Source organism: Clostridium algoriphilum (assembly GCF_020443705.1).
Lineage (GTDB): Bacteria > Bacillota > Clostridia > Clostridiales > Clostridiaceae > Clostridium_AD > Clostridium_AD algoriphilum.
Map to the genome: position 1 here is coordinate 1 of NZ_JAIZZK010000030.1, position 25317 is coordinate 25317.

25 protein-coding genes, 1 tRNA gene and 1 pseudogene are annotated in these 25317 nt (G+C 31.7%); 4 read left to right on the forward strand and 23 right to left on the reverse strand.

What is annotated here, in order from left to right; translation table 11 throughout:
- The 3 genes from LGK95_RS17440 to LGK95_RS17450 all read right to left on the reverse strand — a co-directional run.
- Positions 1-144, reverse strand: a 144-nt coding sequence (locus LGK95_RS17440) for a 4-hydroxyphenylacetate 3-hydroxylase N-terminal domain-containing protein (RefSeq protein ID WP_226124336.1), incomplete at its 3' end; no start/stop codon positions are given.
- A 457-nt stretch (positions 145-601) separates the two neighbouring features.
- Positions 602-1801: an FprA family A-type flavoprotein gene (locus LGK95_RS17445; RefSeq protein WP_226126191.1), complete on the reverse strand. Its 1200-nt coding sequence runs from the start codon at positions 1799-1801 to the stop codon at positions 602-604.
- Positions 1802-1856: 55 nt separating this feature from the next.
- A complete protein-coding gene (locus tag LGK95_RS17450) occupies positions 1857-3764 on the reverse strand; it encodes an acyl-CoA dehydrogenase family protein (protein ID WP_226126192.1) in 1908 nt (635 codons plus the stop codon).
- Positions 3765-4259: 495 nt separating this feature from the next.
- On the opposite strand from LGK95_RS17450, the gene LGK95_RS17455 reads away from it, so the two are divergent.
- Positions 4260-4547: a hypothetical protein gene (locus LGK95_RS17455; RefSeq protein ID WP_226126193.1), complete on the forward strand. Its 288-nt coding sequence runs from the start codon at positions 4260-4262 to the stop codon at positions 4545-4547.
- On the opposite strand, the gene LGK95_RS17460 is transcribed toward LGK95_RS17455, so the two are convergent.
- Both LGK95_RS17460 and LGK95_RS22875 read right to left on the reverse strand, forming a co-directional pair.
- A complete protein-coding gene (locus LGK95_RS17460; protein ID WP_226126194.1) occupies positions 4525-5262 on the reverse strand; it encodes a hypothetical protein in 738 nt (245 codons plus the stop codon). The two genes, LGK95_RS17455 and LGK95_RS17460, sit on opposite strands and share 23 nt — an antisense overlap.
- Positions 5263-5630: 368 nt before the next feature.
- A pseudogene (locus tag LGK95_RS22875) lies at positions 5631-5723 on the reverse strand (MarR family transcriptional regulator); the annotation flags it as partial.
- 247 nt (positions 5724-5970) lie between these two features.
- Between LGK95_RS22875 and LGK95_RS17465 the strand changes: the two are divergent.
- Positions 5971-6585, forward strand: coding sequence for a TetR/AcrR family transcriptional regulator (locus tag LGK95_RS17465; RefSeq protein WP_226126195.1), 615 nt, complete (start codon positions 5971-5973; stop codon positions 6583-6585).
- A gap of 202 nt (positions 6586-6787) precedes the next feature.
- Positions 6788-8020 carry a macrolide family glycosyltransferase gene (locus tag LGK95_RS17470; protein WP_226126196.1) on the forward strand — a complete coding sequence of 411 codons (1233 nt, stop codon included), beginning with the start codon at positions 6788-6790 and terminating at the stop codon, positions 8018-8020.
- Between the two features lie 359 nt (positions 8021-8379).
- Here LGK95_RS17470 and fsa read toward each other — a convergent pair whose 3' ends face one another.
- The 13 genes from fsa to LGK95_RS17535 form a co-directional block, all read right to left on the reverse strand.
- On the reverse strand, positions 8380-9030 hold the full coding sequence (gene fsa / locus LGK95_RS17475) for a fructose-6-phosphate aldolase (RefSeq protein WP_226126197.1): 651 nt from the start codon (positions 9028-9030) through the stop codon (positions 8380-8382).
- 214 nt (positions 9031-9244) lie between these two features.
- On the reverse strand, positions 9245-10621 hold the full coding sequence (locus LGK95_RS17480; protein ID WP_226126198.1) for a PTS ascorbate transporter subunit IIC: 1377 nt from the start codon (positions 10619-10621) through the stop codon (positions 9245-9247).
- Positions 10622-10680: 59 nt separating this feature from the next.
- Positions 10681-10956 (reverse strand): PTS sugar transporter subunit IIB, encoded by a 276-nt coding sequence (locus LGK95_RS17485; RefSeq protein ID WP_226126199.1) that lies wholly within the window; start codon positions 10954-10956, stop codon positions 10681-10683.
- A 1-nt stretch (position 10957) separates the two neighbouring features.
- A complete protein-coding gene (locus LGK95_RS17490) occupies positions 10958-11359 on the reverse strand; it encodes a PTS sugar transporter subunit IIA (RefSeq protein WP_226126200.1) in 402 nt (133 codons plus the stop codon).
- Between the two features lie 20 nt (positions 11360-11379).
- The gene (locus tag LGK95_RS17495) at positions 11380-13296 is read right to left on the reverse strand and encodes a BglG family transcription antiterminator (RefSeq protein WP_226126201.1); all 1917 of its coding nucleotides are present in this window, start codon (positions 13294-13296) and stop codon (positions 11380-11382) included.
- A 403-nt stretch (positions 13297-13699) separates the two neighbouring features.
- Complete coding sequence (locus LGK95_RS17500; RefSeq protein ID WP_226126202.1) at positions 13700-14347, reverse strand: hypothetical protein; 648 nt, start codon at positions 14345-14347, stop codon at positions 13700-13702.
- Between the two features lie 255 nt (positions 14348-14602).
- Complete coding sequence (locus LGK95_RS17505) at positions 14603-15544, reverse strand: tRNA dihydrouridine synthase (protein ID WP_226126203.1); 942 nt, start codon at positions 15542-15544, stop codon at positions 14603-14605.
- Between the two features lie 284 nt (positions 15545-15828).
- Positions 15829-15920 (reverse strand) — tRNA-Ser (locus LGK95_RS17510).
- A 205-nt stretch (positions 15921-16125) separates the two neighbouring features.
- Positions 16126-16368, reverse strand: a complete 243-nt coding sequence (locus LGK95_RS17515) for an SHOCT domain-containing protein (protein ID WP_226126204.1) — start codon at positions 16366-16368, stop codon at positions 16126-16128.
- A 146-nt stretch (positions 16369-16514) separates the two neighbouring features.
- Positions 16515-16949, reverse strand: a complete 435-nt coding sequence (locus tag LGK95_RS17520; protein WP_226126205.1) for an MOSC domain-containing protein — start codon at positions 16947-16949, stop codon at positions 16515-16517.
- Positions 16949-17428, reverse strand: coding sequence for a cyclic pyranopterin monophosphate synthase MoaC (gene moaC, locus LGK95_RS17525; RefSeq protein ID WP_226126206.1), 480 nt, complete (start codon positions 17426-17428; stop codon positions 16949-16951). The genes LGK95_RS17520 and moaC overlap by 1 nt, the downstream gene beginning before the upstream one ends.
- Before the next feature lie 3 nt (positions 17429-17431).
- Positions 17432-18391, reverse strand: coding sequence for a GTP 3',8-cyclase MoaA (moaA, locus tag LGK95_RS17530; RefSeq protein WP_226126207.1), 960 nt, complete (start codon positions 18389-18391; stop codon positions 17432-17434).
- Positions 18392-18421: 30 nt separating this feature from the next.
- Positions 18422-18913 (reverse strand): MogA/MoaB family molybdenum cofactor biosynthesis protein, encoded by a 492-nt coding sequence (locus tag LGK95_RS17535; RefSeq protein WP_226126208.1) that lies wholly within the window; start codon positions 18911-18913, stop codon positions 18422-18424.
- A 430-nt stretch (positions 18914-19343) separates the two neighbouring features.
- On the opposite strand from LGK95_RS17535, the gene LGK95_RS17540 reads away from it, so the two are divergent.
- On the forward strand, positions 19344-20426 hold the full coding sequence (locus tag LGK95_RS17540) for an XdhC family protein (protein WP_226126209.1): 1083 nt from the start codon (positions 19344-19346) through the stop codon (positions 20424-20426).
- Between the two features lie 43 nt (positions 20427-20469).
- On the opposite strand, the gene LGK95_RS17545 is transcribed toward LGK95_RS17540, so the two are convergent.
- Genes LGK95_RS17545 through LGK95_RS17565 form a run of 5 tightly spaced genes read right to left on the reverse strand, consistent with a single transcriptional unit; the run spans position 20470 to position 25316 of the window.
- On the reverse strand, positions 20470-21795 hold the full coding sequence (locus LGK95_RS17545; RefSeq protein ID WP_226126210.1) for a DVU_1553 family AMP-dependent CoA ligase: 1326 nt from the start codon (positions 21793-21795) through the stop codon (positions 20470-20472).
- A 13-nt stretch (positions 21796-21808) separates the two neighbouring features.
- Positions 21809-22411: a histidine phosphatase family protein gene (locus LGK95_RS17550; protein WP_226126211.1), complete on the reverse strand. Its 603-nt coding sequence runs from the start codon at positions 22409-22411 to the stop codon at positions 21809-21811.
- Positions 22408-23532 (reverse strand): DVU_1551 family NTP transferase, encoded by a 1125-nt coding sequence (locus tag LGK95_RS17555; RefSeq protein ID WP_226126212.1) that lies wholly within the window; start codon positions 23530-23532, stop codon positions 22408-22410. The genes LGK95_RS17550 and LGK95_RS17555 overlap by 4 nt, the downstream gene beginning before the upstream one ends.
- Before the next feature lie 16 nt (positions 23533-23548).
- The gene (trsS, locus tag LGK95_RS17560; protein ID WP_226126213.1) at positions 23549-24862 is read right to left on the reverse strand and encodes a radical SAM (seleno)protein TrsS; all 1314 of its coding nucleotides are present in this window, start codon (positions 24860-24862) and stop codon (positions 23549-23551) included.
- Positions 24863-24875: 13 nt separating this feature from the next.
- On the reverse strand, positions 24876-25316 hold the full coding sequence (locus tag LGK95_RS17565; RefSeq protein ID WP_226126214.1) for a DVU_1555 family C-GCAxxG-C-C protein: 441 nt from the start codon (positions 25314-25316) through the stop codon (positions 24876-24878).
- Between the last annotated feature and the right edge of the window lies 1 nt (position 25317).

Sequence of the window (25317 nt, forward strand, 5' to 3'; positions counted from 1 at the left end):
ATCATAAGTCATTTTAACTGAGTTCATTGAAGGTCGTATTATAGGGTTGTCCACTACATTCTCAACTAATTCTCCAAACATGTAAACCTTTAATTCAAGTTTTCTAAGACTCTCTACGTATTGTTCTCCAGTCATTAATCCCATTAAAATCATTCCTTCCGAATTTATATTTTGTATAACTTTGGTGGATCAGAATTAACCTTTTTATCATATGTGATAATTAATTTACTTTAATCGTTTTTTGTTCTTTTTAACTTCAGTGGTTTTACCATTGCTTTATCACCGCTGTAATCATAGTCTACTATACAACTACAATGTTGTCAATGTAGTTGTATAGTATTTATTTTTAATTATTTTAATATACTCAAATAGTAATTAAATTGGGAAAAATAAGAAAAGTGGACAAGGAAACAGATAATATTTTTGTAAGACCTTATTTTATAGTAATACATATAAGTTAGGAAGAATCTTCTGGACTAATATCCATATCACCATTTATATATCAGCCTAAATTGCAATTTAAAAGAGGTCATGTACACCAAAAAGGACCAGCTCACGAATTTTATCCATGAGTTGATCCCAAATTTATGTTTTTCTAAAATTACTTCATTGACTCGATAATGCTGTCAGCAATAGCATCCATTGAATCCGCATCATCTTCTTTCATGCCGGAGTTCAATGACATCTCATTGTCTAAAATAGTCATATCTTTCATCTCATCCAAAAGTTCACGCATCAATTTGCCGGATTGAGGAGCCCATGAGCCATTTTCTATAAGAGTGAAAGTGCGTTTTTGAAGATTTAATGCCTTCATATCCATTATATACCCCAGCATCGGTGGATAAATCTTCAAGTTGTAGGTTACAGAGGCAAGAACCACATGACTATATTTGAATGTCTCAGAAATCAAATAGGAGACATGAGTTTTTGAAACGTCATACATAACAACATTCGTCATTCCCTTTTCCACGAGCCTTGTTGCCAAGTCGCTTGCAGCGGCCTCCGTATTACCGTACATTGTTCCATAAACAATCATTACGCCATTTTCCTCAGGTTCGTATCTGCTCCACTTGTCGTACTTATCTAACAAGTACCCCAAGTTATTACGCCATACCGGTCCATGTAGCGGGCAGATAATCTTGATGTCGATAGTGCCCGCCTTCTTCAATAAATTCTGAACATGAGGACCATACTTGCCTACAATATTTGTATAATACCTTCTAGCATCGTCAATCCAATCGCGATCAAAGTTCATCTCGTCATTAAACAACTGACCATCCAATGAGCCGAAAGAGCCGAATGCGTCAGCGGAAAATAGTACTCCATTTGTAATATCATATGTCACCATAGCTTCTGGCCAATGTACCATTGGAGCCGCCACAAATGTAACGTTATGTTTTCCAAATGACATAGTATCGCCTTCTTTGACTTCTATTACGTTGCCATCGACATGGAAACCGAACTGATGCATGAACAAAGACGCCTTCTGGGTGCATATAATCTTTACGTTCGGATAACGAAGAATAACCTCTTCAATGCACGCTGCATGATCCGGCTCCATATGATTAATTACCATATAATCTAAAGATCTACCTTTTAGAACCGCTTGAATATTCTCAAGGAACTGACGGCAAATTGACCAATCCACTGTATCAAAAAGTACTGTCTTCTCGTCTAAAAGTAGATAAGAGTTATAGGAAACACCTCGTGGAATGGGATGAATGTTTTCAAACAGAGCAAGGCGACGATCGCTTCCACCAACCCAATAAAGATCCTCAGTTATTTTTCTAACACAATACATAGATATAATCCTCCTTTACACTAAAAACACATTATTATGTTTAATTATTATAGGCTCATACTTCTAAAAACATATCTTTTTCTTCACCACAAGCAGGGCAAGTCCACTCCTGCGGTATATTTTCAAAGAGGGTTCCCGGAGCTACTTCGCCTTCGGCCTCACCCATACTAGGATCATATTCATAACCGCATCCGTTACATACATAATGTTTCCAATTCGGAATAAATTTCTTCCCAGAGGCTATCTTCATCTTCTTCATTGGTGGAGCCTCCTTCTTTACTTCTCCGTTGTCTAAAGCGGCAGTGAGAAGTGGCAAGATTTCCATTAGATCACCAACGATACCGTAGTCTGAGTTCTTAAAAATTTTCGCATTAGGATTGATATTTATAGCAACAATTGTAGTAGCATCCTTTATACCTTTCAAATGCTGACCTGCACCTGAAATACCGCAGGCAATGTAAAGATTTCCCTTGAATTTTTGACCGGACATACCCACATAACGATTTAATGGTAAATATTTAAGCGTTTCAGCTACTGGACGTGAAGACCCTATAGCTGCACCAACTTGAACTGCCAAGTCTTCTATAAGCTTCATATTTTCTTTTTCCCCTATGCCTAGACCTACGCTGACTACCCTTTCAGCCTTAGTAATAGGAGTGTCCATTGGAATTCCAACTGTAAAATCATATTTATCTTCCTTAAGGGCTTCCACAAGAGCATCGACTCTTTCCTCGGGAGTTCCTTTCTTGAAAATCACTTTCTTACGATAACCTGTCGTAGGTCCACTCTTAGACGCTTTACCTGCGCGCTCGTTTTTCGGCATCTTACCTATGATGTGAGCAGCAATAACGACACGATGAATCTCATTAGTTCCTTCATATATTGTACAAATCTTAGCATCCCTGTAAGCACGCTCAACCTCCATACCCTTTAAATAGCCGTTTCCTCCAAATATTTGAAGAGCGTCATTTACAATCTCGAGGCAAACGTCGGAAGTGTATTGTTTAGCCATAGCAGCTTCCATACTGTAATTCTCATGATTTTCTTTAAGCTCCGCCGCACTGTAAATAAGTAATCTAGCTGCTCTAAGCTTTGTCGCCATATCAGCCAACTTAAAAGCGATAATCTGTTGCTGACAGATAGGTTTTCCAAATTGAATTCTTTCTTTTGAGTACTCTAGAGCATTCTCATAAGCGCCTTGTGCGATGCCCAGAGCCTGAGCTGCAATACCAATACGACCACCATCCAAAGTTGCCATAGCTATCTTGAAACCACTACCCTCAACGCCTAATAGATTTTCCTTAGGGACTTTCACGTCATTGAAAATCAGCTCTGCAGTGGCTGATGAACGAATACCCATCTTGTCGTAATGCTTACCGAAGCTAAAGCCTTCTGAGCCCCTCTCCACAATAAACGCACTCATGCCACGAATACCTATATCCGGCGATGTAACTGCAAAAACAATATAAATATCAGCCTTACCAGCGTTTGTAATGAAGATTTTTTCACCATTCAAAATGTAATAATCGCCTTCTAAAACAGCAGTAGTCTCCGTACCACCGGCATCACTACCAGCATTCTCCTCGGTAAGACCGAATGCGCCAAGTTTCTCTCCCTTTGCCAATGGAACCAAGTATTTTTGTTTCTGCTCATCTGTTCCATAGGCATAAATTGGGTATGATCCCAAAGATGTATGAGCGGAAAGGATTACGCCTGTACCACCGTCGACTCTTGATAATTCCTCAACGGCGATTGCATAGCTAATTATGTCCAAACCTGCTCCGCCGTACTCTTTTGGATATGGGATCCCCATCATCCCCATATCAGCTAACTTATTAATTGCTTCCTCAGGAAATTTATTTTCTTGATCCAACATAAATGCAATAGGTTTAACTTCTTCTTCAGCAAACTCTCTGATTCTTGTCCTCAAATTTTCATGTTGTTCCATAGTCTTAAAAAACATAAATATACCTCCCTTTAATTAATACGATTTCATGAATGTCGTTATGTGAAATTCGAAAAACCACAACATTGAACTGCCGCAAGCAAAACTCCTCCAATTCTTTTTTAACTTTGAATCCATCTAATCAATATCTTTTACTGCATCAGCTATACTTGGTAATAATACCCTTAAATGTACATTGAAACCGTATACAGATATTATATACATAAGAGATATACATTTCAAGCTTAACTCGAACTTTTTTAGTCATGACAACACGTAAAAACGGGTTGCTTGTTCTAAGGCTATAAGCCTTTCACTTTGTTTAAGCTACTCTGCTATTGTCTCTTTTGCTGCTCCGTAAAATATGTTCTATTCATCTTTCTCAAAGTTATCCACAGATTTGAATTTATTATAAGAATACTGTTCGTAATAGTAACTATTACACGATTGAGTGAACTTAAATTAACAGAAAGAGTAATATAGTATTATGACACTAAACAAGGGGCATATAATATGACTACACTCACAGGTAAATTTATTAAAGATATACTTAAAAAGAGCAGCAAAACCATAGTGGATGATGAAATCCTTTCAGAATCAGAAAGGATTATGAATGAAGAAATGTCTGCAAAAAGACGAGAATTAACAAAGGATATTAAAGGAAGTAAAGAAACTAACCTATCAGGACAGACTACAGTAATTTCAGGTACAATTGAGGTATTCTTGCTAGAAGCACTTAAAAATTTAGGTAAATCAGAAATAGATAAAGATTTTCTTGTTATGGAATATATTCTGTACTAACCTGATAAAATGGATTTTTTCGTATAGCAGTTGCATATAGAAATGGATATTCATCTTTCAAATAAATAATATAACTGATCCATTCCATAACCATTGCCGCGTATGCACGTATCATATCCTCAGATATATGGTCGATTTCAGATTTAGAAAGTCTTTTTAAATCTCCTCTGGTTTTCAACTCATCGGCAACATGAAAAACAGCCCATAACATGTCCGTGAAGGACTCATGTTCAAGCAAATTTTGATTTTCCAAAAGATCCAATAGAAATCCTTTGTTTTTATCCATTGTTGAGACCAATTCCTCCAACTTGTTAGGGTCGGCATAGAAATGGTATTCGAACTCACCAAGAGTTTTCTTCACACTGCTTCCTTTGTTATCTATGAATTCTTCAATTTTTATGATTTCACATGCTTCATTATGATTTTGATTGAAACGTGACATGGCCATCATGATGTTGACCCCGGCATCCACAAAAAATGTGCTAATAACCACATTGATTTTTTTAGTTTTAATTCGTTTTTCCTTAATTTTCAAAAATTGATCGATCACCAAGGTTGCGATAAGGGCTTGGAACGGCATAAATGCCATATCCTGAAAAATATAAAATGCTGTTTGCGAAGGTTCGTGAAAGATCGCATTTTGAATAATATAAATAATAGCCGAAGATCCCGTCAATATTATAGCAAGAAATACATTTTCTCTTAATTTACCCATACATCCTCTCCTAAAAATTATTTTTTCATCTCTACAATAATAAAATGTTAAAGAACTTTATCTTTATATTTTGTTCCAATTCTATTACATATAATTTGACATCTTAATTGACCTTAATAGTTGCTTAACCTCTGCTTATTAGACGCCATATGGAGGCATTTGTTTTTTCTTTCATCCCATTCAAATCTACACTCACCATAATTTGATTTATATCCTTTTTCAAGGAAAACTGTTCTTTTAAAAATACTACCAATTCGATTACTATTTAGTAATCGTTGTTTAAATGATCATGAGTACACGTTTGTACACATGATATTTTTTTCAGTAATACTTATCAAAGTAACTCGTCTATCCTTAGGATAACTCTATCTCACAACGAGATTATCTTTAACTAAATTATTAATAACAACAGTCATATTTCCAACTGTAGAAAGTGTTTTATATATTATCTCACAAGCTCTTTAAAATTACCATTATTTTAGTACACTTTGCTCACTGGTGCAACGCCACACACACATTACCATCCTGGAAAGCGTGTTGCCAAACGCAACCTTTTCGCGCGTGACAATACCAAACAATATTGATAGTAAATATTTTTTGTGAACTTATAAAGAGTTTATTGACAAATATTCAGGGGGGTATATAATATGTACTACGAAACGATTTTAGCCTAAAGGACCAAAATAGAAAGGATTGAATAATAAAAAAATGAAAAATAATAAAGAACAAATAATAAGAGATGCAATAATTGAATCAGCATCCGTCCTTTTCCAGAAGTGGGGTTTAAAAAAAACAACAATGGAAGATATAGCAAAAGCAGCTGGTAAAGGAAAAAGCACCGTCTACTATTACTATACCAATAAAGAAGAAATCTTTCTTATTGTAATGAAAAGACTTGTTGAAGATGTAATAAAAAGCTCAAAAGAAGCTCTTAATAAAGAAAAAAAGGCAGAAGATAAGCTTAGAATATATTTACTTGAATATATTTCTCAAATAAAAAAATATGCTGCTCTATATGATATTGCACGCTATGAAATTAAAGAAGGCATTGATCTCAAAACGAAAATAAGGACTAAATACGACACTGAAGAAAACGAATTAATTGAGGAAATAATTAGATATGGAATTTCAAATAAAGAATTTAGGCAATATACTGAAGAGGAAGTTAAAGAAATCTCCGGTACTATTTTAGGGGTTGCAAGAAGTATGCTATTCGATTTGTATATTAAAAATCTACCTTTCAATGGGGAAAATAGGATGAATGTATTTTTGAAAGTATTATTTCATGGAGTGAAAAGACAAGAAACTAATGATGTTGACTAAACAGCTTGTGACAATGAAAAATAAGAACTATAAATTTACTACAGCACACTCATATAGCTAAAGGTATTAAGAACTTGATAAAATATTTGAGGCTTAGATGCACTGAAGAATCTCATGTTTAGTTAAACAATATTACAAATTTAAATATTTATAATTATTATATATTTAATGTACTAATATAAAATAAAGAAGGATTGATAAAATGTCAAAAATATTATTTATAAATATGTTCGGTAATGGACACGTTAACCCTACGATAGGTCTAGTTAAAGAATTAATGAATAGAGGAGAACAGGTTACTTATATTGCTGGTGAGGAATTTAGAGAAAAAATAGAAAAGACAGGAGCTAAATTTAAAATCCATACGAGTTTATCAAGTTCCATTAATGGACACTCAAATTCAAAAAATAGTAAGCCTCCGATGGAAGAGTTAAAAGAAATGATTGAAGAAATAATTGAATATATATTTAATTCGATAGAAAAATTTGATTGTATTTTTTATGATTCAGCTTTTATTATAGGAAGTGAAGTGGGAAGGATATTAAAAATACCCACAATTTGTTCTATTACTACTTTTGCAACGAACGAAAAAACAAATATTTTTTCATCGCTATTTAAGCAATTTGGACCTATAATACAGCAAATTGTAAATAGCCCCGAGTACATAACCTTAGTTGAAAATTTACAAGAAAAATATGATATAAAATTTCCTAGTATATTTACTGCAGTTTCTGGAACCGGCATGATTAATATTGTATATACTTCTAAGCATTTTCAACTTTGTGGTGAAAGTTTTGATGAAAGCTATAAGTTTATTGGCCCATCAATATCAGATAGAAAGGAAAAATTGAATTTTTCTTTAGAAACTAATGATAAGAAGAAGGTTATTTATATATCTTTAGGTACTGTATTTAATGGTTCTATTGAGTTTTATGAAAATTGCTTTAATGCTTTTGCTGATATGGATGCAAAGATTATTATGTCTGTAGGTAAAGACACAGATATTAATACATTTAGAAATATTCCATCAAATTTTATTGTTCGTAATTATGTACCTCAACTTGAAGTTTTAAAACATACAGATGTATTTATTACCCATGGTGGCATGAACAGTACAAATGAGGGATTGTATTATGATGTTCCATTGATTCTTATCCCTCAATCAGTTGATCAGCCTGCTGTAGCTAATAGAGTATCAGAACTTGCTGCAGGTATTGTTATTGAAAAAGATAAAGTTACACCTGAGATATTGAGGCAGTCAGTAGTTAAGATTTTTTCAGACAATAATTTCAGAATAAACAGTGAAAAGATTGGAAAATCACTCAGAGAAGCAGGAGGTTATAAGAAAGCTGTTGATGAAATACTTAATTTAAAACATTGTAAATATGCTATAGATGAAGAAGTGGCATTAGATCAAACTGTTGTAACTAAATAAGCTATCTTGAATAATAAGTTAGGCGATGATCTTTTGTTAGGTCAAAATACCCTTTGGAAGTGTATTGAAACCCTTGGTCACTATGAATTCTATCTCCATTTTGATACCATTTCTTTAACTTCATTTAAAATTGCAGAACCAAACCGTTTCTTGCCTTTTACTATTGACATAACAATACCCCCAATCATAGTTTTATTATCCTACAATTGGGGGTATTTTTACAATGTCCGTATTTAGTGGTTCAGTTCATTATTTCCAGGGGTTACTGACTATTAATTAATGGTTTTATAATTCTAATTTTTATTTTCACTTTGCCTACAAATATTTAAATAAATTTAATACTCTACCTACATTTTTCTCTATTCTTCACCGAAAGTTTCTTTCCAATCTTTTGCAAATTTTTCTATCCCATTATCTGTTAATGGGTGTTTTATCATTTGTTTAATAATTTTAAGTGGTACTGTAGCAATATGTGAACCTGCAACTGCTGCTTCTGTAACATGCATTGGGTTTCTTATGCTTGCAGCAATTATTTCAGTATCTATTCCGTGCACTTTAAATATAGCAACTATAGTTCTTATCAAATCCATAGCATTAGCATTTATATCATCAAGTCTTCCGATAAAAGGACTTACATAAGCAGCCCCTGCTCTTGCAGCAAGAAGAGCTTGTCCTGCACTAAATATTAATGTTACATTTGTTTTTATTCCTTCTTTTGAAAGTACTTTAACAGCCTTTAAACCGTCTTCAGTCATTGGTATTTTAACAATCATGTTTTTATGAATTTTAGCTATTTCTCTTCCTTCTTTTATCATACCATTTACATCTAATGAAATAACTTCCCCACTTATAGGTCCGTCTACAATAAATGCTATTTCTTTTATAACCTCTATAAAGTCTCTACCTTCTTTTGCTATTAGTGATGGATTAGTAGTTACACCACAAATAACACCCATTTCATTAGCTTCACGAATATCAGAAACATTAGCTGTATCAATAAATAATTTCACAATTAAGACTCCTTCATATTTAAAGTTTTATTTTAATAAAGTTATTATATATAACTAACTATCTATCTCTTATTCTAGATGTTAGGTAGGCCCGATTTCATACCAAACCTAATAACAAACTGTAAATAATTTATATTTATTTGCACTTTAAAAAGTAAGACAATAATCTTCAAACTCTTCTTCCTTTTCAAAACTCCTCCATTTTTCATGTATATTAATCTACTTTAGCTTGAGCACTATCATCTACTTTTTTATTTTTAGTCACAACTGTCCAAATAACCATAATAGCTAATATTCCAATTAGTACACATGTTAAACCTACTCCTCCGATAAATCCTTGCACTTTACCTAAGAATATTCCTGAAAGTGCAAAGTCTGTATCAGAGAATGTTGAATTTGCTATTCCAAGATTACCTAATACAGGTAATAAAGCAACTGGTAAGAATGATATTATGATACCATTTACAAACGACCCTATAATTGCACCTCTTCTACCCCCTGTTGAATTACCAAATACAGCGGATGTAGCTCCTAAGAAAAAGTGTGGCACAACTCCTGGTATTATTATTACTAATCCCATTGCTCCAAGTGCAAACATTGAAACTATTCCACCTACGAAAGAAGATATAAATCCAATTATTACTGCATTTGGTGCGTATGGGAATATAATTGGACAATCTAATGCTGGCCTTGAATTTGGCACTACTTTACTTGAAATTCCCTTAAATGCGGGTACTATTTCATTAAGAACTAATCTAACACCATTTTGTATTAATATAAATCCTGCCGAAAAAGTTAATGCTTCTATTAAGGAATAAACTATAAAGTTATTTCCACTAGAAATGGTAGTTTCTACAAATTCTTTACCTGCAGCTATTGCAACTATTATATAAAGAATTGCCATTGTTAATGAGATAGATACAACTGAATCCCTTAAGAAACCTAATGATTTTGGAACATTCATTTCTTCTGTAGATTTTGATCCCTTACCTACAATTTTACCTATATATCCTGCAAGAGCATATGAAGTTCCTCCAGAATGTCCTAATGCTACGCTATCATTTCCTGTAATTTTCTTCATGAAAGGTTGTTGTATAGCTGGTGATATTACCATTATAAGACCTAGGGCTAATGATCCTGTGAATATTAAATGTATTCCTGTCATTCCAGATGAAACTAGTATAACTGAAATCATACACGCTAAATATAATGTAATATGTCCTGTTAAAAATATATATTTATACTTTGTAACTCTTGCTATAAATATATTTGCTATCATACCAAATGTCATAATTAAAGCTGTAGGTGTACCATATTCTTTTAAAGCCATAGCAACAATCGCTTCATTATTTGGTATAACTCCTGAAATATGAAATCCTTGTTGAAACATAACACCAAATGGATTTAAGGACCCAACAATAACTCCTGCTGCTGCCTGTATAACTACAAAACCCACCATAGCCTTTAATGTTGATTTGATAATTACGTCTACACTTTTCTTTTGAAGTAATAATCCTACAAGAACGATAACACCTATTATTATTGCTGGTTGTGATAAGAAATCAACAAAAACTTTTAAAATTCCATTCATTTTTATTCCTCCTCAAATTTATTAAATCTTAATGATTTTTATAAATTTTTCTTCATAGTTTATAAGTTTATTTTTTCTTTGATCTTTTCTCTTAATTCATCCTTATCCAATAAGGAGTTTAATACTATAAGGTTTGGTAAATGACTTGCACTATCTGCAAGATCTAACCCTGTAACAAAAATATCTGCATCCATACCTGTTACGTCTGCAAGCGATGTATGAAATGCTTCATATTTATCTGTTACTCCTAATTCTTTTAAAATCTCCGTTACATTCATTTCCACCATAAAACTTGAACCTAATCCTGAACCACATACTGCCATAATTTTTTTCATTTTACATTACCCCCATAATTTCTTTTTTGCTTTTTGAATTTTTAATAATGCTTAATTTATCTTTATTCATACACACCTCAGCAATTTTTCTTAGTAAACCTATGTGAGACTCACTATCCTTTGCTGATAATGTGAAAAATACATTTATTAATTTCCCATCAAAATCTACTGAATTATTAAGTTTTAATACACAAAGGCCTTCTTTTAAAGCTCCATCTTCTGGTCTTGCATGAGGCATACATATCCCATCTGCAATGCAAAAATATGAACCATATTCCTTAATTTTGGCTTTTATTGCATCATAATACCTACTTTCTACAACTCCATTTTTCTCCAAGATATCACATGACATCTTTATTGCTTCTTCATAATTATCTACTTTATCAATAATCTCTATGAACATATTTAATCCTCCCCCAACTACTACTTAATATTTTCTATATCCTCATAACAATTAGCTTCCTTTAGCTTTTTTATATTGCCTTCTTTTGTTATGATATTTATTAAATTTACTAAATTCATATTTTCATTTTTGTTAGCTAAAACAATTATTACTTTTACTAATGTCTCTTTCTGGCTTCCGAATTTAATTGGTTTTTTTAATACTAGAAGACCTACTGAATTTTCTATAACAAAAGTAGGTTCTGCATGAACAAAAGCTATTTCAGGTATAAATACCATATAGTTGCCTAAGGTTTCTATAACTTTAATTATTTCACTAACATACTGCATTTTAATTTTTTTATCTTCAATTAATGGTTCTGCAGCTACTCTTATAGCTTCTTGCCAATCATTTAGTTCTACACCTATTTGTGAATATTTTTTGGGTAGTATTTTACTTATGCCACTTTGGCTTTTATTTCGAACTTTTTCCACAAGAAATTTGCAATTTTTTTCATATCTTCTACTAAATATTTCTTTATTGATTTTTTCTATATCCCCTAATTCTAAAAGTGGATTAGCTTGTATTACTTTGTAATTATCTAAGGCAAGAGGTACTGTACTAATTAAAAAATCAACCTCATACCTTTTTAAACTGCTTTCTACATCCCTTAATCTACATATTCCTAAAATTTTAATTTCTGGAATCATTGCTCTTATTCTTGTCTTTAAAAGACTTGATGTAGCAAGTCCACCATTACATATTATTAACACTTTATATGAAAACTTATCTTTTACATTTCTTTCAAATAATGCATCAAAATACATTGCTATATAGGCAATTTCTGATTCTGGAAACTTAACTTTTAATACACTTTCATACTCTGAAAGTATTTTTTCGGTAATACTGTAAATAAAAGACATTTTGTACTTTATTTCTTCAAGCATTGGATTATCAATTAGAAGATTATTTTTCAATCTAAAAATTGCTACTTTTAAATGAATTGACATTTGTTCTTTCAAATCTACATCCTCTATTGGATTAATATTAATAACATCACACATATCCTTAATAATATTAGTTGTTAATTTATCAACTTCTAAGTTTGTAGTTATAAAATTACCTAATGTACTTTTAGCTCCACTAAATAATTTTAATAAATAACATATTTCACTTTCTGTAATCTTATAATTTAAGTTTTTTATACAATCTTTTAATATTGTATAATTTTTATTGGCTTTCTGTTTATTAATACACTCACTGCTATATTCAACAGTATTTCCAATACTGATTCTACAAAGTGAGAATTTTATCATGACTTCCAGTTCATCTAAACCTTCTTCTGAATACTTAACACTAGCCAAAATTTCAATACTTTCTGTAAAGCTTCTAATATCATTTATATCTAACCTAAGGCATTCCATGAGATATTTGTTTATATCTAACTGAATATACTTAGTAGATTTTTTATATAACTGTAATAAATAGCTTCTGATTTCATCTTCATTTCCCTCTGAAAATATTCCATAATAGGATTTCTTTTTAATTCTGATATCATACTTTTCTAATAATATTCTGGCTGACTTTAAATCTTGGATTATTGTATTTTTAGATACTTGTAATTTCTCTGCTAGTTCTTCATATGTTGTTTTTTCTTTTGTCATAATGATAATCAAAACAAATAGTACTCTTTCTTCGGCTGAATAAATTTTATGCTCATACATATTCAGAAATTTTTCAATTTCACTTTCATCAAAATCAAGCTTTACTCCAACTCCTGGTTTTCTTTCTAAAGAAATATTATATTCCTTCAATGCATATTTAATAGAATCCAAATCACTTCTTATGGTTCTTTCACTTATATCAAACATCTTTGAAATATTTTTTATTGTTATATGAGTATTTTTGTTTGATAAAGAATTTATAATATCTATTTGTCTTTTATTAAGTGTAACCAATTCAAAAACCTCCTCAGCCACCTTATGTATTTATTGTATACGATTTCCGACATTCACTCCATACCAATTTATTTCATTTAATGTGGCAATTTTAATATAAATATTTGCAAATACATAATTCCACTTACTCTCATTCCCATAAAAAAATATTTAAACCCAGTAACTATTGCAGTTACTGGGTTCCTATGGTGCTTCCGACAGGAATAGAACCTGGTACCAACTGGTTTGCCGACACAGTAAAACGTATGGAATTTTCCATAGTTCTTAAAACTCCTATAACGGTTCCAAAATCCAAATCTACTTATATGAAAAGGGGAAAACTTTAATAAAATAACTTAAATTTCATGTAAAAAATCACGCTAGGATAAGCGTGATTTTTTTATTAAATATATAATTTTCTGTATTATTTTTTATCTTTTTTTGACCATATTTTTAAACCTATAAGCAATCCAGCCCCAATTGTAGATGCAATGCCTGTATATATTGCTACTTTACCTGGGGTTGTTTTATTTTTGGGTGTTTTAACTGTGTTGTGATAATCTTCCATCAAATTTTCATACTGTTTCTTGTTGATATTTCCTATACCTATACCCATAACTTCACAATTCATGCCTGCAAAATAATTGATTTTTTCTGATATGTAACAGTTAAATGTATGTATTTTCTGAGGTGTTGAACTTCCATCATTCCATAATTCAACTCCAAATAACTCTTCATATATAAATTGATGTTGAAAAACAACTAAAGAGTAATTACCCCGTTTTGAGTGATGTACATTAATATATCCATTTTTTGCAATTAAATTATCAATATGTCCTTTGTATAAAACTAAAATGTTCTTAGATGAATTTTCATTCTTGATCTTATCAAATAATTCTCTACCATCAAATGAATAAAATAATTCAACAGTAGTTATATTATTCTTCACTAAAGCTAGTTTGACTATCTCTATATATGAATCAATGAATTGTATATCTTCAGGAAGTTTATTTTTGTAATCATTTATTACATTTTGAGTTTTTTTATTAAATATGCCATTGATAAATTCCATTTTTATATACCTCTCTTCTTACTTGTAAGTTTTGTTAGTCTTATTAGTTTATCATATGTTGCCCTCTTTGTTTGTTTATCATAACATATATTTTTTAAATTTGATAAAATGCTTTACTTATATACAAAAATAATAGCCATTATTATATATCTCAAATGAATATAAAACCTCTTATGTCCTTTTAAATTCTATCATATGTGTTTGCAGCATGCAAAAGCCATGCATCGGTTTTTGATTTTTCAATGAGAATATTTATCAATATTCTAAAACATCCTGTTCTCTGAATAAGCTTGAAACAGCTTCATCGTAATCGTATAATCTTTCTGATTTCTTAATTTTTTTTGCATATTTTGCATTATCAGAAAACACTGGAATCATATAAAACCATAATTCTTTCATTTTAAACAAGACATTCCTATCTCCAAAGAGTATTCTTTTATAATCTTCATAAATTTTATCATGAAAGTCTTTTAGTAATTTTTTTTCAAGTTTAATGTTATTTGTAATATCGCTGATCATTCCAGGATTGGCTAATAATCCCCTACCAAACATTAAAGTATCTACACTAAGAAAATCAGCCGAAAACTCCTTGTAATCTTTGATTGTAAAAATGTCACCATTATAACAAACAGGATTTTTACTTAAAATCAAGGCTTCCTTAAAAATTTTCAGATTAGGCTTATTTTTATAAAAATCCTTTTGAATCCTTGGATGAATAATAAGCTCTTCTATAGGGTATTTGTTAAATATTTCGATTAAATCATAAAATTCTTCAGGTTGGTCTTTTCCTATTCTGGTTTTTAATGAGATTTTTGTTATCGATTGAGAAAAAACTTCGTCTAAAAACATATCAAGTTCTTCTCTTTTTGAAAGAAATCCGGACCCTCTATTTTTTGAAACTACAGTTCTAGAAGGACATCCCAAATTTAAATTGATCTCATTATATCCCAGCAGCTTTATTTTCTTTGAAGTATGAATAAAATCTTTTGCATTATTGGTTAGTAATTGTGGAATCAAAACTAGTCCTTGGTTGTTTTCAGGCAAAATATCATTTAATTCTCGAGTTTTAAAACTTTCGCTTTGATTTGCAGTAATAAAAGGTGAAAAGTATTTATCTATATTATTGAAAAAAGCATTATGGGCATTTCTATAAATGTACCCAGTCAAACCTTCCATAGGTGCGAAATAAAAATTCATGTATCTAATAGCTCCTTTATTCAAGTAGTTCCCTTTCTATCAACGTAACACACTCCACTTGTGCAGTATATGGTAAAATAATTCATTGCAGTTCTTGTCTTTCTTTTTGGGGTGTCCACGAATACGGTTCACTGTACAATATTCTAAATTTATTTTTTCAGATTCAAATCATCCACTTTCGATTAGTCTTTCCTATTTTGTCGTCAAACAGGCGTCACAAACCCCATTATCAGCAAAAATACTGCTAAAAAGGCTCTAGCACAATCTGCTAGAGCCTTTGATTTTGGCGGAGAAAGGGGGATTTGAACCCCCGGAACGGAATAACCCGTTCGCCTGTTTTCGAGGCAGGTACCATAGGCCACTCGGACATCTCTCCATACATTTAAGTTGCATTTTATATTATAACATATTTCAATTTTATTTAAAGTACATTTTTATCTTTAATTAAAACTATTTTAACTAACACTGTATATCTTAGTAACTATTCAATGTAAAAAACCAGTATTGTTTTTATACACTACTGGGCTTTTACCTTTAAAATAACAGAACTTACAAAGTAATTTGCTACATGATTTACAAACTTATAATTTCTTACTATTTAATAGCACACTTTTTTTACGGTTATATTCATCCTCATCTATCTCTCCACGAGCAAATCTTTCATTTAATATTCCTAGAGAGTTATCCTTAGTTCCTATATCCTTAACATTATTATTTTGCAATACCTTAAATACCGTAAATACAACTATCCCAATTATAATCATAGGCATAATCATCATCATCCATGACCATCCACCCATCATACTATATCTATATCCCATCATAACTAGTCACCCTCTCATTGTTTTTTATTTATATACTTATTCTACAACTCAATTGTGTAGTACTTATGAAGTTAATATATTTTATTTATTATAGTTTGTATATCAGTACATAAGAACTTCTATAATATCATTTTTGTTTTTAATATTTATTCCATAATTGCTATATCATCTCCAGGTTTAATATAACCCTCCTGGAGTACCCTAGCAAATATACCTTCTCTCGGCATTATACAATCACCGACAAGTTTCATAATTTCACATCCTGCATGACATTCCTTACCTATCTGTGTTACCTCTAAAACTACCTCAGCAATTTTAATTTTAGTTCCTATGGGAAGCTCATACAGAACTATTCCCTCAGTAGTAATATTCTCAGCGAACTTTCCTGCAGATAAACCCAAAGCTCCCTTTGCTTTCATTTTATCAATGCTTTCAACCCCAAGAAAGCTAACCTGTCTATGCCACTTGCCTGCATGTGCATCTCCCTCTAGTCCATGATTGAATTTGAAAAAACCTTTATCAATAGGATGTTTTATTACACCTTTTTTCTCACTTATATTTACAGCAATAACTTTTGGCATTACAACGCCTTCCTTTCGAATATTCCTGATTTTCCACCACTTTTTCTGACAAGCATAATACCATTCATTACCATATCTCTATCAATTGCCTTACACATATCATATATAGTTAGTGCTGCAACAGATACTGCAGTAAGTGCTTCCATTTCAATACCTGTCTTCCCTACAGTCCTTGTAGTTGCAGTTATTTCAATGTTATTATTCTCTAAGTCAATTTTAAAACTCATATCACAAGCAGATATCATTATAGGATGACACATTGGTACTATCTGTGAAGTGCTTTTAGCACCCATAATTCCGCCTACCTGTGCTACAGATAATACGTCTCCTTTTGAAATAGACCCATTCTTTATTTTTTCTAAAGTCTCTCTCTTCATTGATATTGATCCAACTGCTATAGCTTCACGAACCGAGTCTATTTTCTCAGATACATCTACCATTTTAGCTCTTCCTTGTTCATTTATGTGCGTAAGTTCCATCGTTTATCCTCCTATTTGGTACATCATCTTATCACTTCTACTGATTTCTTCTTCCTCAAGATGATGTTCAAGTGGTTTATCAAAAATTGCTTGTTTTAATGCATTGGTAAGCATCTCTTCATTATTTAGATATTTTTTAAGGTTTATTTCTTCTTTTGAATGGAGACAAGGCTTGATCATTCCTGTTGATGTAAGTCGTATCTTATTACAATCCACACAAAATTTACAACTTACCGGACTAATAAAGCCAATTTTTCCTTTCGCTCCATGAAGCTTATACAATTGTGCAGTGCTACTTTTTTCATTCTCTATTTGAGTTAACTCAGGATGTTCTTTTAACATCTCCATAAAACTTAATTTACTCTTATCATAGATCTTTATACCTTCACCTATAGGCATAAGTTCAATAAATCTTACTTCTACAGGAAGCTCGCGAGTTAAATTTAAAAAGTCCTCGAACTCTGTATCATTAAAGCCCTTCATTAATACAGTATTGATTTTTACTGGTTTTAACCCAAGTGTTAAGCATTTATCTATGCTTTCCATTACCTTATCTAAATTTCCTATCCTTGTTATCTTTTTAAACTTCGCATCGTCTAACGTATCAAGGCTAATATTAACTCTTTTAAGTCCAGCTTTTTTTAGATCACTTGCCATGTTTGAGAGTAAAATACCATTCGTAGTTATAGCAATATCATCTATTCCTTGTAGTTTTGATGTTTCATATATTAGTTTATCTATATCTTTCATAACAAGTGGTTCACCACCAGTGTACCTTACTTTATTTATACCTAATTTTTCTGCTACCTTTACTATTTTTAAGATTTCTTCAAAACGTAAGATATCCACATGATCTAAACTTTTTATGCCCTGCTCTGGCATGCAATATATACATCTTAAATTACACCTATCAGTTACTGATATTCTTAAATAATTGATGATTCTCCCATGACTATCTCTCATAAAACCGTCTCCTAAAGTTCAATTATTTTACTATGTTCTAGCGCATTCACTGTCTTCACCTTTAAGTATGGCAATGCCGTGTGGAATTGCAGATATTATAAATTGAAGATTTTCTACAGCACCTTTTGGGCTTCCTGGAAGATTAATAATCAATGTTTTTTTACGAATTCCTGCTATACTTCTTGAAAGCATAGCCATTGGCGTAATTTGAAGTGATTTCATTCTCATAGTTTCGCAAATACCAGGTACATATCTCTCAATTACATTTTGAGTCGCCTCAGGAGTAACATCTCTTTGTGAAAACCCAGTTCCTCCATTAGTCAAAACTAAATCTACCTTAAGCTCATCACATAAATAAATTAATTCTTTTTCTATTCCCTGTTTTTCGTCTGATATCATTTTGTAGAAGGTTATAATAAAACCTTTTCCTTCTAATTCCTTCCTTAATGCAGGACCAGTCCCATCAATTCTTTCCCCTCGAATACCTTTATCACTCATGGTTAATATTGCAGTTTTTATCATATTCATCACTCCTTTTTAAAGAATTTTCTGAATTATAATTTTATATGTAATACTTTATCCCCATTATATTTATTCATCCTATCACTTTAATATTATTGTATATATATGAAACTAATCATTCGTTTTTTTAAATAAAAGATAAATTTTATCCCAATTCTTTATTAATATTTTCATCTTATAACACTATTATTTTATCATATTTTTTATTAATACGCTATGAGACTAATCACGTTAAATCTGTAAAATAAGTAGTGAAAAAGTCATTCACATTTATAATTAGAACCATCATTCCTTACTTCTAATCAACTCCACCTGTAATCTCATTATTTTTATTTTATATCTGTCTTTTTTGTTTAAAACATTTAAAATTATTGATACAATTAGTATTATAGGAATAATTGAATATAAATGAATTAGGAGGAATAAACAAATGAATGTAGAAACCTATAAAAATTTGCTAAGCGAGGTTGGCACAGGTAATAATTGCGTTATGATTACAATGTTAAACAAAACAAGCAATGATAATAAGCCAGCCCAAAATAAAACTCTTTATACTGAAAATAGTCTAAGCGAGCATAATTGCACATCTGATTTAGATAAACTACTTTATAAACACTCAAAACATGCTTTAGAAACCGGGAATCTTCAATTTGTTAAAGCATCTGAAAATGAGACATATTTAATTGAACCATATTTTCCTGAACCACGATTAATAATTTTAGGTGGCGGACATATTGCTAAGCCCTTAGCTGAATTTGCCTCAAAGGCAGGGTTTTCAGTTACAGTTATAGATGACAGACCGTCCTTTGCGAATCATGAGCGATTTCCTACTGCGCAGAAAGTAATTTGCGAGAGTTTCGATCACTGTTTCGACTTTATTAATTTAAATATGTCCGCTTATGTTGTTATTGTAACTCGAGGTCACAGGCATGATATGGACTGCCTTAGACAAGTTTTAAAACATAATACTGCATATGTTGGAATGATAGGTTCAAAACGCCGTGTCAAAAGTGTTATGGAGCAAATGCTAAGCGAAGGTTATCCTAAGGAGAAGTTAAATGGAGTCAATGCACCTATAGGTCTCAAGATAGGCGCAGTAACACCGGACGAAATAGCCTTTTCTATTATATCGCAGTTGATTCAATATAGAAGGCTCGGCGATATAAGCACTTCTGTTACTAATCCTATAAAAGCTAATTTGCCTGAATTTGATTCGGATGTTTTAATTGAGTTGTGCAAAGAAGAAAATTCTCCAGGAGCAATGATTACAATTATTTCTACTAAAGGCTCAGTTCCAAGAAATGCTGGAGCTAAAATGCTTGTATGGCCCTTTGGTAAACTCTTAGGGAGTATCGGCGGAGGGTGTAGTGAAGGCGAGATAATTAATACCGCCCGTGATTTAATTAAAGATGGTGGATATAAGCTTCAAAGCATCGACATGACTGGTATCATCGCAGAAGATGAAGGCATGGTATGTGGCGGAGTTATGGATGTAATAATAGAGACTTTTTGAGAATATAATCCAGGATAATTCGTTAATTACCCTGGATTATATTCTAATTTAAACGGCATAATTTTCGTTTCATCATTCCATTACTAATTTCAATATTATTAAGTATACCACTAAATTCTATAGATATATTATTGCTTTCTATTAATAATCCTAAGTGCTTATCCTGCTTAATGCAATTTTCAATGTCACTAAGTGTTACAGGAATTTGGGGATTTACGAGTTTTACACTTAAACTAATTACTACTTTTTCTCCATTACTAATGCTAGCTCTGTAATCAAGCACATTATCAATCTTAAACATAACCTCATCTATCATTCCGATGCCAATATGCTGCCCATCACTCAATTTTATATATTCACTCACTCTTCCTTTTACATAATCCATTCTTTTAAATGCATTACTACAAGAGCACTTCTTAGGTAAAAACCTAGCTATATCACCAGTTCTGTACCTTATAAGTGGCATTGCTTCTCTCCTAAACGTTGTAATTACAACTTCTCCATAGGTACCTTCAGGAACATTTAGCCTTGTTATTGGATCAATAATTTCAGTATACAAATCCACTTCTCTCATATGATAGCCATTAAGAGCATTACATTCCACTCCACCGCCATATCCCATTTCTGTCATCCCATAATGAGAATAAACATGGCAGCTAAACGCACTACTCACGGCACTACATAAGGATCTAGGCACATAGTCTGCGCTCAAAAGAACACTTTTCAATTTTAAATCTTTATACTTAACATTAGTTTTTTTAAGTTTAGCAAGATAAAACACCTGAATTGGTAATCCTACTATACAATCAATGTTTTTTAAGTGTATAGCTTCTAGCGCATCCCAAACATTAAATACAGGCCCATATATAATTCCTTCACAGCCAGCATTATTGATACCTTCCATTAAAAGCTTACCTATACTAAAGGGACTTTTCCCTGGCATTAATATAAGTACTCTTTGACCCGGTTTTATAAGATTTAGCATTCCATATGTAAAAAATTCTATTGTAGCTTTAAGATCAGCCTCAGTAAAAAAAATTCGTTTTGGATTTCCCATAGTTCCTGAAGACATCGTTGTTACTATCCTTGAAATTTTATCAAGTGATGTACACAAGAAGCTATTTGGGTTCTTAACTAAATCCTCTGAGGAAGTAAAAGGTATTTTTTTAAAATCTACAAATTTTTTAATATCACCACTTGAGAAGTTTTTTAATGTTTCTCCATAAAACTTGCTCCTCTTTGCGATATTTATAGCATTCTTAATTTCTCCTATCTGATATGCTTTTAACCCTTCCTCAGATAATTTGTCATCACCAGTTTTCATAAAAACCCTATTCTCTATCCATTTTTCATATAAAGTTCTACTCATATAACACACTCCATTAGTATAAAGTCTTGAGATTAATACTTTCTATATAAATATTTGATCCTTCACAGATTAAAGTATTAATACATCCATAATCTTGCTTTATACTAAAAATATCTTTTAACTCTAACTTTAAGTAAATACAAAGTAATGATCTTATAAAACCTGCATGGCTACAAATAACAACATTGCCCTTTGTGTTTTCAATTATATTATTAAAAGTCTTTATTGCTCTTTTCTGACATTCTCTTAAAGATTCACCATTAAGAGGAATAAAATCTGCTATATTTAACCCACGTCTTTTATACACTTCTGGGTATTTGATTTTTACTTCTTTAAAAGTTAATCCATCTAGATATCCCATATTTATTTCTCTCAAATCTTCTAAAAAAGTTACTTCTCGGTCTGAAAACGCTATATTAACAGTATCCCTGCACCTAATAAGATCACTACTAAAGATTTTGTTGATTATTATTTCACTAGCTTTGAATATACAAGCTAATTGCTTGGCATCATTTGTACCCTTTTCAGAAAGTTTGCAATCTGTATGTCCTAAATACCTTTTTACCCTACCATATTCAGTTTCTCCATGCCTTAAGAGATATATTTTCCTTTTCAAATCTTCTTACTAAGGGTTTCTAAGTGTCTTCCTAACCTATTCTCAACTTTTTCCTTTATAATTTTTGCGTCCAAATATTTTTCATATATTTTTTCAGTAATATCTGATATATCTTCATATCTAGCAAAAGCATCATAAAACCTTTCCTCTAAAGTGACTAGCGTTTTCCCTTTAATAAGCTTGTCACAAAGGTAAACTATTTCTTTCTCACCTATTTCATGTTCAGTTTTTAATTTCATATGTTCATGAATAATTTCCATAAGGCATCCATATCCAAATCCTTCAACTATTTTTGCCCCTTGCTCTGCATGATTTTTGGCTCCCTTGGCTACATCATGGAGTAATGCCCCTGAATAAATATAATTCACATTTAAATTATATCCTTTTTCATTAAGCATAATTGACACTCGCTTAGCAAATTCAGCTACACTCTTCATATGTTCTATTGCCTCATGCTTAACATTACATAGCCTTAATATTTCCATACATTCCTGTAAATCTGGGAAAGGATAAACCGAAATATGCTCCAAAAGAGCATTAAAATCTTCTTTAGTATCCATATCAAGTAGGATGCCTCTGTCAGTAACTATCTCACAATACCACTGCTTTTTATGCTGATTCAGCAGTTCCCTTAATCCGCCTTCAGGATAGCTCCCTAATATTTCTTGTGCTAATGAATATGGTACTAATGTAGGGTGACCTTTTACCTTAGCGAATATAGGATATAAAATGCCTCCTTTAATTTTCTCATAACTTTGCATCATTTTTTTTACAGTGCACTCTCGTACCGAAGGAATATCTACAGGTAATATAAAGAAAGCATCTGTTTCCTTTGAAAGTGCTTCTACTCCAACTGTTATTGATGAGTACATACCTTCACTATATTTATCATTGATTACAACTTTTATATCATTGGAATTAATTTTAATATCCTCTAATTCCTTTTTTATATGCTCATTTAAATAGCCTGTGACCACGATAATATTACTTATTTCACAGTTTTTGAAAAGTTCTATACATCTTTGAATTGGGGTTTTTCCGGCTAAATTAATTATTGGCTTAAAGCTTCCCATCCTCGTAGAATACCCTGCTGCAAGTATTATAGCAGAATAATTTTTCATTTCATCCTCTCGCTTCCTATCTATATAATTTTTTTTGATTTAAGGTAGTAATGTTGTACGCACAAAATGGAATTAAATTACCCTTTTTACTCACAACATGAATGCAGCAGTCTTTTAACCTCTCTGTATCTACATTCCAAACATCTTGAAATGCCATACCTGATATACTAAAAAATCCTTTTTTAATTTTTTGATTTAATTCTTCAAATGAATTTTTCTTCGGTACGTATTTATTTATTTTCACTCCTGACCAATTTCTCTCAACAAATCTTTTTGATTTTTTTGACCCTTCTATACCATTTTCTTCGCCGCAACAATTATTTTTTCTACTTACAGTAATAAGTTTTCCATCTACTGATATATAATTGGCATGAAAAGAACAATATGCATTTTCACAACCCGAGGGAGCAAAATCTAAAATTTTAATTTTATAATTACTCTGCGAAGCTATTTTAGATATAACTTCCGGAAGTGTAATTCTATCTTTATCTTCAGGTAACTTAGGGATTCTTCCAAAATAACTTACTGGTTGAAAATGCACTCCTCTAACAGTTGGCGTGTTTTTCAGTCCAAATTCTATGATATCCCAAAGAATGTCATCATTTATATTCGGCACTACAGTGCATACGAGAATTACACCAATCCCTAATTTAGCGCTATTTTCTATAATCTTCAGCTTATCTTGCAATATATTTGAATCATGAAGCTTAGTTTTTTCAGTTCCAGTTAAATCATTAAATTGCAAAAATATAGATTTTAGTCCTGCTTCTTTTAATCTTTCATAATAATTATAATTTTTAAGATTAATACCATTTGTGTTTAATTGGATAAATTTAAATCCCATATTTGAAGCCATCGAAATAATCTCATGAAGATCTTCCCTCATGGTAGGTTCTCCCCCGGAAATCTGAAGATTATATGGTCCACCCGCTTCAATAATCCTTTTATACCACATCTCGATAGTTTTCATATCTGGATCTATTTCATTACCATGCGCATCCGCGAAACAAAATTCACAGTTCATGTTGCATCTTGATGTTACTTCAATGAGTACAGTACAAGTATGTTGACGATGCTCATGGCATAGCCCACAGTCGTGAGGGCAACCTTTTAAAACCTTTGTATAAGGTACCTTTGGATAAGCTGGGCTTTTAGGACGTGTCCAAGATTCATAATCAGGCTCACCCCTCCATATAACAGTCTTAAAGAAGCCATGTTCTTCACACTCCTTAGTTAAATATAATTCACCACATTGTTTTACAACACTTGCATTAACTATTTTTAAACACACTGGACATATACTTTGCGTTTCTTTTATTACTTCATTCACTTTAATTGCCCTCTCATTCTATATAACTATACTCTTTTAAGAGTTCATTGATTTTATTGTAAGATTTTTGAATCGCATTGCCGCACTTTATAGGATAACCTTCATTGTTCTCCATGTCATTAAGTACATCTACAGTTATCATATCAACACATTCGCTGCTTTCAAATTCTTCTTCAAACCACTGTACATATTTTTGAATCATCTTTTTCAAATTATCATCTCGAGTTTCAGTATCTATACCTTTACCTGCATAAATCCCAAATAAACATACGCCTCCAGTAACAATGCCACAGGTCTTTCCGGTATTACCCATACCTGCGCAAAATCCCGCCATAGCCTTTACAAGGCTCACATTTTCCATTTCATTCTTTTCAAGATACATAATTATAAGTATTTGACTACAACAATATCCTAAGCTTGCTAGTTTAAACATCCTAAATGCATCTGCAGCCATT

Excerpts from the sequence above, each read along its gene's own strand:
- LGK95_RS17445 (WP_226126191.1), bottom strand. The coding sequence starts at position 1,801 with ATGTATTGTGTTAGAAAAATAACTGAGGATCTTTATTGGGTTGGTGGA.
- LGK95_RS17450 (WP_226126192.1), bottom strand. The coding sequence starts at position 3,764 with ATGTTTTTTAAGACTATGGAACAACATGAAAATTTGAGGACAAGAATC.
- LGK95_RS17455 (WP_226126193.1), top strand. The coding sequence starts at position 4,260 with ATGACTACACTCACAGGTAAATTTATTAAAGATATACTTAAAAAGAGC.
- LGK95_RS17460 (WP_226126194.1), bottom strand. The coding sequence starts at position 5,262 with ATGGGTAAATTAAGAGAAAATGTATTTCTTGCTATAATATTGACGGGA.
- LGK95_RS17465 (WP_226126195.1), top strand. The coding sequence starts at position 5,971 with ATGAAAAATAATAAAGAACAAATAATAAGAGATGCAATAATTGAATCA.
- LGK95_RS17470 (WP_226126196.1), top strand. The coding sequence starts at position 6,788 with ATGTCAAAAATATTATTTATAAATATGTTCGGTAATGGACACGTTAAC.
- LGK95_RS17480 (WP_226126198.1), bottom strand. The coding sequence starts at position 10,621 with ATGAATGGAATTTTAAAAGTTTTTGTTGATTTCTTATCACAACCAGCA.
- LGK95_RS17485 (WP_226126199.1), bottom strand. The coding sequence starts at position 10,956 with ATGAAAAAAATTATGGCAGTATGTGGTTCAGGATTAGGTTCAAGTTTT.
- LGK95_RS17490 (WP_226126200.1), bottom strand. The coding sequence starts at position 11,359 with ATGTTCATAGAGATTATTGATAAAGTAGATAATTATGAAGAAGCAATA.
- LGK95_RS17500 (WP_226126202.1), bottom strand. The coding sequence starts at position 14,347 with ATGGAATTTATCAATGGCATATTTAATAAAAAAACTCAAAATGTAATA.
- LGK95_RS17505 (WP_226126203.1), bottom strand. The coding sequence starts at position 15,544 with ATGAATTTTTATTTCGCACCTATGGAAGGTTTGACTGGGTACATTTAT.
- LGK95_RS17515 (WP_226126204.1), bottom strand. The coding sequence starts at position 16,368 with ATGATGGGATATAGATATAGTATGATGGGTGGATGGTCATGGATGATG.
- LGK95_RS17520 (WP_226126205.1), bottom strand. The coding sequence starts at position 16,949 with ATGCCAAAAGTTATTGCTGTAAATATAAGTGAGAAAAAAGGTGTAATA.
- moaC (WP_226126206.1), bottom strand. The coding sequence starts at position 17,428 with ATGGAACTTACGCACATAAATGAACAAGGAAGAGCTAAAATGGTAGAT.
- moaA (WP_226126207.1), bottom strand. The coding sequence starts at position 18,391 with ATGAGAGATAGTCATGGGAGAATCATCAATTATTTAAGAATATCAGTA.
- LGK95_RS17535 (WP_226126208.1), bottom strand. The coding sequence starts at position 18,913 with ATGATAAAAACTGCAATATTAACCATGAGTGATAAAGGTATTCGAGGG.
- LGK95_RS17540 (WP_226126209.1), top strand. The coding sequence starts at position 19,344 with ATGAATGTAGAAACCTATAAAAATTTGCTAAGCGAGGTTGGCACAGGT.
- LGK95_RS17545 (WP_226126210.1), bottom strand. The coding sequence starts at position 21,795 with ATGAGTAGAACTTTATATGAAAAATGGATAGAGAATAGGGTTTTTATG.
- LGK95_RS17555 (WP_226126212.1), bottom strand. The coding sequence starts at position 23,532 with ATGAAAAATTATTCTGCTATAATACTTGCAGCAGGGTATTCTACGAGG.
- LGK95_RS17565 (WP_226126214.1), bottom strand. The coding sequence starts at position 25,316 with ATGGCTGCAGATGCATTTAGGATGTTTAAACTAGCAAGCTTAGGATAT.